This window comes from Bacillus sp. FSL W7-1360, from assembly GCF_038592975.1.
In the GTDB taxonomy this organism is placed as follows: domain Bacteria; phylum Bacillota; class Bacilli; order Bacillales; family Bacillaceae_D; genus Shouchella; species Shouchella lonarensis.
The window spans coordinates 2,708,973-2,723,742 of the sequence record NZ_CP151950.1 but is presented as its reverse complement, the minus strand read 5'-3'; the positions used below and the strand labels follow the sequence as shown (position 1 = coordinate 2,723,742).

The following is a 14,770-nucleotide window of genomic DNA, read 5'->3' as shown; positions in this document are numbered from 1 at the left end:
CTATGAGCCACCCCCTTCTCAACTTTATAATATGACGAGTCGATCGCCATTTGTCACTCCTGCGTCAGCAAGAATTTGATCACCTGAAACTGTACACTCTTTATTTTCAACTCGAATAAAATCTCCTTCACGACGCATTTTGGTCATCTTTTCTAAACGCCATATAATGTCTACAAATTTTCTGGCAGTGTATTGATCGGACAAGCGCAGATCAATTTCTTTCTGAGTATAATTTCTTAAATCAACCGTCACTTTTATGTACAATAAAAACACCTCTTTTCAACAAAGAAGCGCAACCACAATCCAAAAAATGAATCGCGATTGCGCTATGACTAAATTAGTATCCGATTTGATTACTGATTTGTTGGTCTGTCGTGCGCATTGTCGTAGCAATACCGTCAGACTGCTTTGCGACAGCTTCTAGCATAACTGCAGTGTTTTTGAAATGCTTTTGTTGATCTTGCCATTGTGCCATGTAAGATGTCGCTGACTTACCTTCCCACATGCTGTGCAATGTGTTGAGGCGCCCTGTGATTTGTTTCATTTGCGTCTGCAAGTTAGTAGCATCTGTACGAAGTTTTCTCGCTTCAGTTTCTAGTAATTCTGGCGTTACTCGAATTTGACTCATGTTGATTCCTCCCATAACTAAAGTGTAGTATATCGTACTACTCATAAATATATTAAATACTGAAACACAAGTCAATCCTTTTCATGGTTTCTTTAGCATTCTTTTCGTTTTATTTCCAAAGTAAGGTTGGATTAGATTATATACCCATTTATGTTTCAATAAAATGGTAGACGCCTTCCAAAAAACAATTCAATCTGATCATAAACCTTCATAATAACGATGGACTGCTTGCACAACCAATAAAAACTTTTCATATTGTATTTTTTAGGATTGTCTCTTTTATAATGTTGCAAAATCAATCATGTTTCCCCCATAATAGACATCAGAGAGAAAGCGCTGTTAATTACACACCCTCACACAAAATTCATTATTTCACTGACATTTTGTTTCTGGTACTATTAATATGACAATTAAAAAAGGAGGCTACATAGACTGTGAAAAACAAGAAAGGCTTGATCACCTTACTTATTGCCATTGCGATCATCGCTGCAACACCGCTCGTCTTTTTTAACTACATTGGTTCTGAACCAATGTTCCAACCGAAAAATACGACCGATCAAATCGCGATTGTCAATGAAGATGAAGGTTACCAAAAGGCGCTTGGTGACGACCTTATTACGTTAGGTCAAAACTTAGTTCAAACGATTCAGGATGAGGAATCTGGGTACGAATGGCCTGTCGTCAGTCGACTTGCCGCGCAATCAGGGATCGATAACAAGGAATACGATGCAGTCATTTTCATCCCGTCCTCATTCTCGCGTGACATTATGTCATTTAAAGAGGCGATCCCAAGTATCACAGATGTTCGTTACGAAATGTCGCCTCACTTAAACGCGAAAAACCAAGAACGTGTGCAGAAAGAATTAGAAGCCGCGCAACAAACGTTAAACGGTCAAGTTACCGCAATGTATTGGCGCTATGTGAGCGAAGAAGTACACGGGGTTCAAACGAATTTTGATGAAGTGCTAGATAAAGAGGTCAATTTCTTAAATGAAATGCACGCCTTTTATGCCCCAAGCTCCAAAGAACTTGGGCAGGAAATCGACCGCCAACGCGAGCGACTTGGACAACTATTTTCTTACTCTAAAGACGCAACCGGGATTGCGGGAAATTCCCATAGCACATTGTCAGAAGGCGATAAAGCATTTGAAACACTTACTAAAAACATTGACACTTACCTCACTTATCAACAAGACTTGACGACTTCCTTACTAGCTACTGATCAAGCAAATGAACAGTTAATCAGTGATTCGTCTACTACGTTCCAAACATTATTGCAAGATGGCGAGAGACGTGTGAGAGAAGGACAAACCCCTTTCCAACCGCAATTAGAGAATAAGGGCGAGAATGTTTATGCTTTCTTAAATCAGTTTCATAATGGAATGAATACATTAAATCAGCAAATGTATGGCTTTGGTGGCAATATGAACACCTCTTTTCATACGTTGAATAGTGAAATTGAACGCCTGCCGAGCACATATGAGCAAGTTATCCAATCTTATAAAAGTGGGAATAGCCGGGACGTATTTGTGTCTACACTCATGTCGACCTTGGCGATGCGTGACGAGGTATTGATCCAACACACGCTCCCATATGATCCTGGCCTTTCGACAATGCCTTTACATCCTTTAGAACCTCTAGAGCCAGACGTGCTTGAAGGGGTACTCGAACATGTGCAATACATTAGAGCATCCCTTGTGGAACTTGAACCAGAAAAGGGTGATGTGAATCCCGATCCAACGCCTGATCCTGACCCCGATCCAACGCCTGACCCACCGGAAGAGTCAGACGATCATAACGCAGACAAACAGGAAACACCTGAAAAAGATGATCCATCCAATAAAGATAATCAAGAAAATGTCTCTAGTCACACCGACAATTCCGCATACGATACTTGGAAGCTGACAATTGAACGTACAGATCAATTAAAAAAGGAACTGGAAGAAGACGTACAAAAAGATATCAACGACAATCGTGAGCTCGTCTCACAATACATTGGGTACCTTGAGGATTTGCATAAGTTGGTAGAATCACTACAAGGTAAAACAAAGGAACTTCCTGAGACACTCCTCAAAAAAGTCCAACAACGTGAAGAAAGAATCTTATCATCTCCACCAGCAAGTGACTTCCAATCTTCATTCGTTGATCCGATTGAAAACCGTGATCCAAATGCACTCATGGATTACTACAACCTTTTAGGACAATTAGAATTGGCCAGTCAGTTATATCGCGCTAGTGGAACGGTTGATAAAGACAATCGCGATAAGGCACTGAAAGATTTTGCTCGTACAGCGCAATTAAAAGCAGGCCTGCAAGACTCCGAAAACAACGTGAAGTCGTTCATGTCCTTAACTGAGGATATTAACAACTTCCAGACATTTTCCGTAGATGCACGTGGCGAAATGGACACACTTCTTCAAGACACGAATACCATTCTCACCAACCTTAGTGCAGAAATAAAAGAAGAACAACAACTTGTTTTATCATTAGCAAATGAAACACGGGAATCTGCCAACAATACGTTAGAGCAGATGAGAAGCAGCCGTCAGCCAATTGAAATTGAACCGGGTCCAGTAGAAGGACTGGATGGCAGTCTTGTGCAAATTAGTCATCAAACCTCTCTCAGTGAAATTGAGCAACTCGGTCAAGCGGTCTCCTCTCTAAGCGAACACCAAGATAACTTAATCGGGTCAACTGAAGACATGTTTACACAAGTGGCAACCGTGCAAAACAAATCAGATGACTTAAATGACCGCTGGAAAAATAGCGTGGGTACGACACAGCTTGTTCATGATGATATGAATAATATTCTTCAAAACGCCATTAACGATGGGTATTACAATGATAATATATACAGCTACTTGTCCAACCCCGTTAACGTTGCTGGTGAGCAAGTTGAAGGACCAGCTGAACCGTTTACCCCACCAGTTGTAATGCTTGTCATTATCTTGCTTGTCAGCTTAATGATTGGTTACTTGGCTCATCACTATAGGGAATTGCCTATTCCAGTGCATCTTTCACTGTATGGCATTTTGTCTATAGCTCTTGGATTAATCATTAGCATTTACGGGCTAAATATTTATAAGATGACTGATGCACAAGCAATTCAGTGGACAATTATTACCGTATTGCTTATACTAGCAACTGCAGGTGTGATTCGACTACTGCTCATGATCGGACCGTGGATGGGTACGCTTGGAAGTGTACTAATCATTTTCTTGTTTACAATCCCATTGCTTGACATGGCGATGCCAAACTTCCATTCCGATAACCCAATAGCAGCATTATTTATGTCCATCCAACATAAAGAGGAAAAGCTGTTTTTCCCAGGTACTGTGATATTAGCAGCGATCACATGTCTTTCAATTGCAATACCTGTAGCTAAACACATTCGCGAAAAACATAAGCTACGCAATGAGGCGGAGGATGAGGAGTATGAGGTTTAAGCATTTGGTTGGTTGTTGCAGTGCAATAGCAATACTATTGACAGTATCCGCCCCCCTCTCTTTTGGGGCTGAAGACGCAACACCTACTAACCCAGCTGAATACCAAGAACGTACAATACGACCAGAACTACGCAAAGATGATACAGAAAAAGATAGTCAAGAACCGACACGTGTACCTGAAGAAGTCAATCAACTTCAGTTTGATCAACCTTTAGAGCAAGAATACAATGAAATGGTTAGCGCACTCTCTTTTACTGGAGAAGACAAATCGACCACAGCAGCCGTTGCTAGTCACATTGGATTATTTCATGTGGCAGACCCTTTACCTCAAGAAGCGCCGCATAACGAAAATGCTTCCGTTGCCTGGCTCCCTTGGGTGTTAGGTACTGTTGTCGCCGGACTCCTTGTGACATTGTTTGTATATATCTTGCCTAAAGGGTTTAGCATGACTGAACAATAAAATTTGCGAACCACCTGCCGTCCGTGGCAGGTGGTTTTCATATTAAAAAGCTGCCCCAAACGGAACAGCTTTTTGCTTTAATTTGTCGTGACGGGAACTCCTCCTCCGGTCACATGTACATCTCTGTTCGTCATTCCAACCGTTAAACATGCCGGGCGCACATAAAAAAGACCCCGCTCAAATGTGAAGTGAGGTCTTACTTGTATGAACGATACACTAATTAATTGCTTAAGTATGTGACTCAGTCCTTGGCGTACCGCCTCCTGTAGGTTCGACCTCTGCATTAGACTCAGCAGTTGGGATTCCAGGACCGGCAAGTGCAACCTCTGTTTGACTCGTAGCCGCTGGATGACCTGGTGATCCCCCTCCATTAAGCTCGACTTGTTGCCTATCAATATCTGGTTTTCCTCCTCCAGTGGGTTCGATCGCGCCATTCCACTTAGCAGTTGGGATCCCGGGACCAGCAAGTGCAGCCTCTGCTTGGCTCGTAGCAGCTGGATGACCTGGTGATCCCCCTCCATTGAGCTCGACTTCTGCAGCTTGTGCGCCACTGGCGAAAACTAGACTAGACGCAATTAAAACCGCGGAAAAAGTACTTTTTATCATTTCCATTATGCTTCTCCTCCTAAATCAGTTCTAGGAAACTCCAGTTCTCGACGAATAAGCGTTGTAAGTATGCACAACTCCTTTTTCCAACTTTCCTCTGCTTACTTCTGCATAATTCTCCAGTTTCGGCTAAATTACTTTCCTGCAGTTGAGTCATTCGACGTTATCAACTGGCATTCCTGCTAATAAATTGACTTTTCGTACGACAATATTCGCAGTAGTGCGTGAGCGCTTTTTTTATTGCTATGGGGATGAATTGAATCACCTCCTATATGTGCATAAATTTGTTGATAAGGTGTGCATAACTTGTTAATTAACCCACAATGAGTACCATTTTTGGCTAGTGAATTAAGTAGATCCTCTTTTCAGAAATAGACAATCAAAGACCTAAGAAGGCAAAACCTCTTATTGAAATCGTGTTTTGTATGATGTTACGATTAAATAGACTGGTTGCACAGTGTCGATTTTGAAAGTATGACATTGCAATTAGGGAGGATGGCATGTAAAGAAGAAATGAACCCAGCATTGTGCTCAGAATTACTGTCTCATGTTCGAGACCAGTTTAAAGATGAAAACTTCGCTTATAATGACACCAATTGTTGGTCGCAAGATTCGGTCGTTGAATAACTAGATTAAAGGGAGGAAAAGAGCTTATGAAGAAAGCCTGTTGCGGAATCATCATTACATTGTTCATTGGTATTTCTACACAAGGGACGGAGGTTTCACCCACTGGGGGCGGGGATAGGAATGATCCATATTCACACGTCCCAAGCACTCCCTCCAAGTAATATTCGCCATTTGGATCACACGGATATGATCACCTTTACGTATATTTATTTTTGATTTACTTCTCCAAAAAAATAACCTCTCAGATTGCCGCATATGAAATAAAAACGACAACCTGAGAGGTTTTGTTCCTTATTTAGTTAAACACCATGATGAGCTACTTACGAGAAATTTTTGCCCCTGTGCTTGGTGCCACATAAATATTACGCTTACCACGCCCAGTTTTTACGGTTACAACGTGTGGATAGGGTTTTCCTAAGACTTCATATGTCAGACCGCCATACCTTGACGGCGTGAGTGACCAATCTGAGTTCTTTTTGGTTGGTGAGACATTAAGTTTGTACGTCCGCCATGTTTTTGCCGTTTTAGGCAAATGGACAAATGTTTTCTTGCCTGTTGAACTTGAACCACTTGATGATGAGCCACCTTCAATTAACCTTTTAAAAGTAGACCATTCGTTAAGCAAGCGTGCTGGGCACTGCTTGCCAGTCCAGTGCTTATGCGTCACGACATTTCCTAATGAAATGCGATGTTCCTTCATTAGTTTCTTAATCAACCATGCCGCGTTTTTTTTCGTCTTTTCAAAGTCACCGTCGCTGTTTACACACAATTCCACTCCGATGCTTTTGTTATTTGCTTCTGCGCCGGCGTGCCACCCCTTCTCGTTTGTAGGAAGGTGCTGGATGATCGTATGATCGTCGACTGTAAAATGCCAAGAAACATCCCTGCCGCCTGCACCATTTTTAAGGTAGCGTGCATGCGATGCTGCATCTGCCCTTTTTGCCGTGTTCGCTGTTTCATGCACCGTGATATAAGACGGTTTGATTTTTGTTCCTGGACGGATAGGTGCCTTTGATGGAATGAAATCCTTTTTGATTGCGACCATTACTACTCACGCTCCTCTTCTTTTTCAAAGTCTCGTAGTTTATCCTTGATGATCGTTGGAATTGGTAATCCAATCTGTGCCGCATTCTCTACGATGCTCAACGCTTCGTTAAGCAAATAGAAAACCACTGTTGCTGTTACAACCATGCCGTTTAGTTCGAGTGCAACGTCAATCACATTGGCCAGAATGATAATCCCAAAAATGCCAATCTTACGGGCATAGCCGATTAGCGATACGCGACTACGCAATTCTTTGTTTTGAATCGCTTTTAAAATGCCTGTCACCACATCAATGGCCATTAACAATAACAACAGGTCTAAAAACTTCACCGACCCAAATAAATAAAGTTTTGCTGCTTCAAGATGATGTAAATTCACAATCAATGTGTCCATTGCTTCACTTCTCCTTTTCTCCATTAAAAAAAGACCTTCTTGGTCTGTATCTATCTCTATATTAAAAAATCTGCCCGCCTGCATAAGTACGATCTGGATTGTCGGCCTTGACGGGGTAATCTGCGCCCATAACGATGGATCGTGCGCATACCAGTACGCGATCATTCGTATGGCCTGTATTGTTTGGGCTAAAGGTCGTCATTCCCGCGAAATTAACACGTACGCATTCAAATTGATTCACAAAATGGGAGAAATACACCCGCCCATTTGACGCACTCGCATAGATGGTAATATTGTTCGTTGATCGCGCTTTGTCCGCAAAATGGCAGAGGTTAACCGCATAATATTTGACACGCTCAAAAAACAGAGTCACAGGTCGCTCTTCCAACTTTAGACCAGAATTCGCTGTATTCATTTGATCAATCCCGTTGATGCGGACATAACCGGCGCAATCAATCGCCATAATCGACCGCACATAAAACCCTGTTGGTTTACCGACCTCAAGCGTTTCTAAATTTGTCGGCAACACTTCGATCGAGGGCGCATTAATATTAGCGATCACCACATCTTCGTCGTACACGGCGGGAGTGCAGACAACATAAACTTTGTTTGCCACCACAAGTGGAATCATAGATACACCTTTTGTAATGGTTCTAAAAGGCTTTTCATACGATCCCTCCCCAGCGCTGTCACTTCCCTTATCACCATCCACATAGATATACAGATCGGACTGATCCGCTCCGTACAGCTGCTTGAGTTGCTTTTGTAAATCAGCGGCGGTCGCCGCAAACTGCAACAATTTCGTATTTGTGTCCTCTGTATCATCTCTAATCTTCGCAAACTCCGCCCGCAAACGTGCCTGTAATGTCTCATACAATTGTTGGTCACTACCGACACGGGCATCTACCACTTCTAGCGAACTGTCACCGCCGCTGTTTAACACCAGATTATCCAACCGCGCGCGAATGTTTGCATCCTCACGATATAACTGAGCGATTGTCTCTTCTAACACTTGCCAGTTGTCATTGGTGTCGTTGCGTAAATCACGATTTAATAGGTTCTGCCACCTCTTTAACCTCATGGTCTCGCTCCTTTCAACGCTTTTGCTAGTTGTACTTGTATATCCAGTATCGTAGCCTTTTCATTAGACAACGTGATTTCTGGCGGGGTTGGTGTAAAAGGATATTTTTTATAACCGACCAGTTGTGTATCTACCGTGAGCCCCATCGGCTCATACACGATCACCCAGTACTCGCCCTTCCTGACGGCTTGATCTCTCTTCAGCGATGTACTAAGTGAAATTGTGGGATAGTCTTGTAATTCACGCGCAAGCTTCGCTCTCATACTTGCTTGATTCGTCATTCGCTCGTCGGTGATCGGGGCTGCTTCGCGAATTCCCCATTTTTTCGCCTGCTCGCTTGTATACGTTACTGGCGTAAAATAGTAACTGCCGTTCTCTTTTTGCTTTCCAAATCCTTTTACACGCGTTTTTAGTTGGGTTGTGTCTACTTGCGCCTGTATGTCGTCGGTATTGTAACGATAACGAATATATTTTCCTGTCTTCTCACCGTACTGATCACGTGCATAAAATGTGAGATGTTTGTTATCTGCCACCATTACAGCATCATAGTCCTTGACGATCTCCAGACATCCATCAAGTAAGTGCTTCCCGCCGAAATTCTCTTGTTCTACTTTGTTAAAATCGCCTACCGTCTCCCATGTAAATCCGCTGCCGTTGCCATCTAGCAAATGACTTAAGCAAGCAGATATGGACAATGTCCCTGACCGCGTTTCAAGTTTAAATAAGTCCTGCATCGTAAAATAAATATGCAGTGCGGTCACGTCTTTTTGGATCGTATCGCCAATTGCTTTTGTCGTCATCTGTTTAATCACAAAGGTTTGCTCGTTAAAAGATACCGTTGATTCATGGGAAATTAAATCAAAGGCAAAAGAATTTTTAGCCGTCTTGACCACGGAAAATTGTATTTGCCATTGGTTATTGAGTGACCATTCCTCCACAAAAGAAGCACGATCAAAATCAGTGAGTACCTCGGCATACGTTTGTTCAAAGTTTGTAATCACGACAGTCTTCATGATGTGCTCCTTTACTGATACAAAAAGCGAAAGAAAAAGCGCGCGTATACTTCCCGAACGCCTTGAATCTCTATTTTGTTCCACCCAGGGCAAAGTCTAATAAGGCCATGGTTCGTGTTGCGCCCCGCGTGAATCCCGTTTCTTTTCGGATACACGCCATCTATCTTAATTTCATCTGCCTTATTAAAGGCTGGCTCATATACAAATACATCAGACGTTTCATGGTTTGTCATCCTCATCTGTCCTTCGCTTTCTCCCTTAATCACAATAACAAGTTCATGCTCCCTTGGATCAATCGCGATATCTCCAGCATTGTAAACAGAAAATTTGTTGGTATGGAACGTGTACGTGAAATCCTCACCAATCAAACCTTGTCCTGTTTGCCATAGCCCTGCATCAAACGTAAATGCATCTTGTGTTGCCCCCACTGACTCTGCGTATCCTTTAAAAGCGTCAAATTCTATTGTCACCGTGGCATCTAGTATGTTGATCCTTGTATACTCAAAAGGCTTCAGGTGCACGAGCCACCGCATGCCTGGCATCTCCGACCATGTAATGTAGTACGCTTCGCGCTGAAAAAATAATTGCCAAATCTCGCGTTGCAACAACACAACATCCACATGGTCTCGACTCGTGATTAAAAAGGTGGCGGTAAGGGTTCGAGGGCCAAAGATCGTCCCCATGTCTAGTGCACCGTCCACACCTTCAAACGTTTGGTAGTTTGTTGCGGGTTGAGGACTGCCCGTGTCAAAATCCACTAAATAATAGCCTTGTCCGCTACCAACTTCTTGTCGTGTGCCGTTTTCAAAGTCTAAACGCAACGTTTGTGTAAGTGACAGTCTACACACCTCCCTGCCATGCTAAGCGCTGATATTGCTTGCCTTGACGACGATTCACATCATCTGTGATCTTCTGACCATCTAAGTAGACGTGTTGATTTTTTAACAACAACTGTTGTAAAAGATCAATTTGTTGTTGCATCATCGCCTGACCTTTTACGAGTTCTGCGACAATGTCCGTGTTGTCGTTTTGCACGTGCACTTGACTGCCATGATCAAGTCCAACAATCTCATTTGTTTTTGCCAGAAGCTGCATCGCTCTGCTTCTTTTCGATCGGTGTAGAGGGATAATCGCTTCTGGCCTATTTCCTTCACTGATCTCAGCCAGTTTATGTTTTAAGCTGAAACCACCATTTTCATATTTTGATGGATTCAGTGGCTTACCACCTCGGCGGACTTCGAAATGGAGGTGCGGCCCGGTTGAATCGCCAGTCGAACCAACCAAAGCAACAGTTTGTCCTGGTTTTACGGCATCGCCCAGACGCACCAAGTTCCGGCTATTATGCGCATAACGGTACTCTAGTCCACCGCCACCTTTGACGATGACAATATTTCCATATCCACCCATGCGACCACTGTAAGAAACACGCCCACCTGATTGAGCCGGGATTCGCGTGCCAGGAGGGGCGGCCCAGTCATCGCCGTTATGAGGCTGAATCTTTCCTGTAATTGGGTGTTTCCGGCGCGGGTTAAAGGATGATGATTTACGAAAGGGAGGTGGGAAGCCATGACCGCCACCGCCTTCCGGCATTCCCTCATTCATTTTCCCATCCACAAACGACACCATCTTGTTCTTTATGAACCCAAACGATCCACGTGCGACTTTCCCGAAGCTACCGTTCATATCCGGCACTTCCACACCCATCGTTTCAAGCACCTTATCGAGAAGTTTTTTTGCGCCATCTGTGACCCAATCCCATACATCGATGGCACTATCCTTCAATGCTGATACGCCACCTTTTACAGTATTTGCAATGTTACTTCCTGTATTTTTAATCCAATCCCATGCCCCAGTGCCTTCCTTATAGGCGGGTAAAGCATGCAAGAGCGCGGCTGTATCACGACCACTTAAAACTTGCGTGCCTTTTGGCAAATTCAAAAGCGTGTCTGTCGATGGAGAAAGTGCCATTTGACCATCTGGATAGCGGATCAATTCCTCTTGCCCGCCATCTCCCACCACCGCTAAGCCGCCAGGGTGTCCCTTTGTTCCTTTGGCGTACTCGGGTAGCTTCCACTTCGGGATTTTTGAATCCACACCAACTTTGTCTAAAATCCAGTTGACCCCGCCGATCACGCCATTGACACCTTTTGCCAGTCCTTCTAGGAGGAGCTTGCTGACTTCTTTGATTCCGCCACCGATGTTTTTTGCGGCTCTTTTCAATCCGTCTCCCATCTTTTTTGGCATGGCTTTAACCGTATCAATCATTTTTGAGATGATCTCTCCGACTTTATTACGCATGCCATTAAAAATATCGATGACGCGTTGCCGCATACTCCCAAAATAACTACGTACGTTGTCTACTGTTCGTTTTACAGGATCCACAATACGGGATCGTATTGCGTCCCAAATCCGTTTGACAGCGTCTCTTAGTGCGGTAAATACAGAGGTTGTCTTGTCTTTCATTGTGGTAAATTGATTTTTTACGAAGCCAACCACGGCGCGGATGATAGTGGAAATAATATTGTTCACTGCCTTAATCACCGTCGTGATCACATTCTTGAATGCGTTGAAGATGCTTTTCGTGACATTGACCATGCCGGTAAAACTGTTCTTGACAAAGTTCACGACAAACTGAATGACTGTAGTAAAAATGGTTTTGATGCCATTCCACATGCCCCGAAAGAACCCCGTGAACATTTGTGCAAAACCAACGACACCTTTTAATAACCGCCCCCAAAACATCAGTTGTATCACGTTCCAGATCGCTTCAATCGCTCCGAAAAAGAGTTGTTTGATTCCTTCCCACATTCCACGAAAATCTCCGGTAAACAACCCTGTGAAGATTTTGATGGCGCCCATAATCACGTTGAGCGCTCCATTGATCACTCCCTTGATGTTCTCCCATACCATCTTGACAACGGATAATATGACATTGAATCCGAATTTAAAGGCTTCCACAACATAGGGCAAGACGGTTTTTCCTATATTAAATAGGAAAGAAAGTAACGGCTTTGCGACTGTCATCACTGCATCAAATACTGCCGTCACAACAGTATTGATCCCTTGAAATGCATTCTGGAGGGCTTGCAAGATTTGTTGTCCATTTTGATCCCAGAAAGCAGTCAACTGCCCGAATTTATCTCGTGCAAAATCGGTCATGACTGACACTGCACTTAAGACGAGTTGTTTTAGGGTTTGAAATACAGTTTTCACACCATCTCCAAACGCCTGAAGCCTTGTTAACAGCTCAGGCGGCAGGATATTTTTCACATTTCCGAGGAGGTCTCCGCTGAAAAACGCTTTAATATTTCCAAAAGCGCGCATGATGGCTACACCAATTTGATTGATGAACGTGCGAAAAGGTTCAATCTTTTTATAGGCGAGCACAAACCCTGCCGCTACAGCTGCTACCCCAGCGACAATCAGTCCAATGGGCCCCGTAAAAGCCAAAAACGCCACACGTAAGCCGCTAAAAATATTGCGAAGGATGCCGGCGACACCGCCCCATTTCCCCATCACGATGGACGCTTTTGCCATCACCCCAGCAATGGATGAAATAGACGCCGCAAATAGTCCAAGTGCTAATACAAGTGGACCAACAGCCGCCGCAAGTCCTGCCACAATCACAGTACCTATTTTCATACCATCTGACATGCCGCCAAATACAGTGATCACGTTTGTGATGTGTACGATCAATTCATTTACCATAGGAAGTAATAAGTCCCCGATTTGCAGTCCAAGGTCTTTCAAATGATTCCATAAGATTTTCAGCTTGGAGGCGGTTGTCTCGTACCTTTCAGCCGCTTCTTTTTCAAGCGCGGTATTCTCTTCCCAGCCGCGGTTTGCGGTTTCTAGCGCATCGTTTGCTAGTTCTCGTGCATTCGATGTACGTAAAATCGTGTCCCTTAGGCGTATCTCTGACATTCCTAAGTCATCAATAATTTGAAACGCTGATTCTCCTTGATCGGATAACTCCCCGAGCCCACCGAGAAACATAAACACAGCTTTAGCGGCGTCCTCTTCAAATGCCTGTTTAAATTCAGATGCAGATACGCCTGCTATATCGGAAAATTGTTTGAGTGACGCACCGCCCTCGTCCACCGCGGCGGCGGTTTCGATGATCAACTTGGAAATCGCCGTACCGCCTGCTTCAGCGTTGATTCCAACTGCTGTTAAAGCAGCGGAAAAACCTAAAATATCAGCTTCTGTCATGCCTACTTGCGTACCAGCACCAGCTACGCGTAGTGCCATTTCTGCAATCTCTGCCTCTGTAGCCGCAAAGTTATTGCCCAGCTCAACGATGCTCGAACCCAAGCGATCAAAGTTTTCCTGCGGCATTTGCGTGATATTGGCAAGTCGGGCAAATGCAAAAGAGGCTTGTTCAGATGTTAAGTCTGACGCAACCCCCATCGCAAGCATCGTTTCAGTAAACCCTAAAACATTTTCTTTTTTGATGCCGAGTTGAGATGCTGCGGCGGCAACTTCGTTGATCTCACTCGTCGCAACCGGAATTTCTTTTGATAAGTCTCGAAACGCTTGTTTAAACACCGAAAATTCCTGTGCTGTCGCGTCTGTGACCTTCTTAAATCCAGCAAAACTGTCTTCAAACTCAATCGCCGCTGCGACTGCCGCTCCAACCCCTGCGACAATTGGCATCGTCACTTTTGTGGTGAGCTCTCTTCCCACGTTCTTTAATTGATCCGCCACCCCGCGCATCTTATCACTAAAGTTCGTAAGTCGGTCGGCCGCATTAACGTAGGCATCGCCAACACCACCAATTTTCTTTTCAAGGTCCCCCAGTTGTGCTTCCATGATCTTGTGATTTGCAATGGCTTCTTTGACAACGACTTGTTGTTCTCTCGTTTCTCGTGCATCTTCACCTTTCACATCTATGAGGTCATTGAGTTTGTCTTTTTCTTTTTCAACGAGCTCACCTTGCAGGTGGTATTGCTCCGACAGCCCCTCTAATGTAGCTTTTGATGCGGCATACTGCCTTCCTTGCATTTGCAACACGGATACTTGTGCCTGCATAGACCGTCCTGCTTGGTCAATTTGTGTTTTCGTATCTTGTGTGCCACGCTTGTAGTCACGCATCGCAATCTCTGCGTCTTCAAGCTGCTTTTGCATCGCTGATTGCTTTGCGACTGCATCGTTGATCTGGGCGGCATAGCGCTGTGCTTCTTTTGAGTTTTCGCCGTAATCATTTTTGGCTTGTTCGTAGCGCTCGTGTAGGATGGCGAGTTGTTGTTCGTTGGTTGCCATGACCTTGGTGAGACCAGCCACTTTGGCTTCCATTGTTTTATAGCCATCACCTGCTTGGCTAATCACCGACATTTTTGCCTTCAACTCATTTTGAGCAGTTTTTAATTGCCGCCGAATAACGTCTAATGACCGCTGAAATTTTGTCCCACTCATATCGAGCTCAATGATCATATTTCCCAGTGGTCTGCCTACCATCGCCAACATTCCTCA

General features: G+C 44.0%; 12 protein-coding genes. 3 read left to right on the top strand and 9 right to left on the bottom strand.

What is annotated here, in order from left to right; all coding sequences use genetic code 11:
• Positions 1-24: 24 nt before the first annotated feature.
• Together yukD and NSQ26_RS14030 are read right to left on the bottom strand one after the other, a co-directional pair.
• On the bottom strand, positions 25-273 hold the full coding sequence (gene yukD, locus NSQ26_RS14035; protein WP_499718614.1) for an ESX secretion system protein YukD: 249 nt from the start codon (positions 271-273) through the stop codon (positions 25-27).
• Between the two features lie 64 nt (positions 274-337).
• Positions 338-628, bottom strand: a complete 291-nt coding sequence (locus tag NSQ26_RS14030) for a WXG100 family type VII secretion target (RefSeq protein ID WP_499718613.1) — start codon at positions 626-628, stop codon at positions 338-340.
• Between the two features lie 434 nt (positions 629-1,062).
• Here NSQ26_RS14030 and esaA point away from each other — a divergent pair, with 434 nt between their 5' ends.
• Together esaA and NSQ26_RS14020 are read left to right on the top strand one after the other, a co-directional pair.
• On the top strand, positions 1,063-4,074 hold the full coding sequence (esaA, locus tag NSQ26_RS14025; protein ID WP_499718612.1) for a type VII secretion protein EsaA: 3,012 nt from the start codon (positions 1,063-1,065) through the stop codon (positions 4,072-4,074).
• A complete protein-coding gene (locus NSQ26_RS14020; protein WP_090774726.1) occupies positions 4,064-4,534 on the top strand; it encodes a type VII secretion EssA family protein in 471 nt (156 codons plus the stop codon). Before esaA ends, NSQ26_RS14020 begins: the two co-directional genes overlap by 11 nt.
• 228 nt (positions 4,535-4,762) lie before the next feature.
• Here the strand turns inward: NSQ26_RS14020 and NSQ26_RS14015 are convergent, their stop codons facing one another.
• The gene (locus NSQ26_RS14015; protein ID WP_499718611.1) at positions 4,763-5,146 is read right to left on the bottom strand and encodes a hypothetical protein; all 384 of its coding nucleotides are present in this window, start codon (positions 5,144-5,146) and stop codon (positions 4,763-4,765) included.
• A 489-nt stretch (positions 5,147-5,635) separates the two neighbouring features.
• Here NSQ26_RS14015 and NSQ26_RS14010 point away from each other — a divergent pair, with 489 nt between their 5' ends.
• Positions 5,636-5,767 carry a hypothetical protein gene (locus NSQ26_RS14010; protein ID WP_499718610.1) on the top strand — a complete coding sequence of 44 codons (132 nt, stop codon included), beginning with the start codon at positions 5,636-5,638 and terminating at the stop codon, positions 5,765-5,767.
• A gap of 316 nt (positions 5,768-6,083) precedes the next feature.
• Here NSQ26_RS14010 and NSQ26_RS14005 read toward each other — a convergent pair whose 3' ends face one another.
• The 6 genes from NSQ26_RS14005 to NSQ26_RS13980 form a co-directional block, all read right to left on the bottom strand.
• A complete protein-coding gene (locus NSQ26_RS14005) occupies positions 6,084-6,812 on the bottom strand; it encodes a peptidoglycan recognition protein family protein (RefSeq protein WP_499718609.1) in 729 nt (242 codons plus the stop codon).
• Between the two features lie 2 nt (positions 6,813-6,814).
• The gene (locus NSQ26_RS14000) at positions 6,815-7,204 is read right to left on the bottom strand and encodes a phage holin family protein (protein WP_499718608.1); all 390 of its coding nucleotides are present in this window, start codon (positions 7,202-7,204) and stop codon (positions 6,815-6,817) included.
• Between the two features lie 61 nt (positions 7,205-7,265).
• On the bottom strand, positions 7,266-8,285 hold the full coding sequence (locus NSQ26_RS13995; RefSeq protein WP_499718607.1) for a hypothetical protein: 1,020 nt from the start codon (positions 8,283-8,285) through the stop codon (positions 7,266-7,268).
• Positions 8,282-9,298 (bottom strand): phage tail protein, encoded by a 1,017-nt coding sequence (locus NSQ26_RS13990; RefSeq protein WP_499718606.1) that lies wholly within the window; start codon positions 9,296-9,298, stop codon positions 8,282-8,284. The genes NSQ26_RS13995 and NSQ26_RS13990 overlap by 4 nt, the downstream gene beginning before the upstream one ends.
• A gap of 11 nt (positions 9,299-9,309) precedes the next feature.
• The gene (locus NSQ26_RS13985; protein ID WP_499718605.1) at positions 9,310-10,146 is read right to left on the bottom strand and encodes a phage tail family protein; all 837 of its coding nucleotides are present in this window, start codon (positions 10,144-10,146) and stop codon (positions 9,310-9,312) included.
• Complete coding sequence (locus NSQ26_RS13980) at positions 10,139-14,764, bottom strand: phage tail tape measure protein (RefSeq protein WP_499718604.1); 4,626 nt, start codon at positions 14,762-14,764, stop codon at positions 10,139-10,141. Before NSQ26_RS13980 ends, NSQ26_RS13985 begins: the two co-directional genes overlap by 8 nt.
• Positions 14,765-14,770 lie beyond the last annotated feature (6 nt).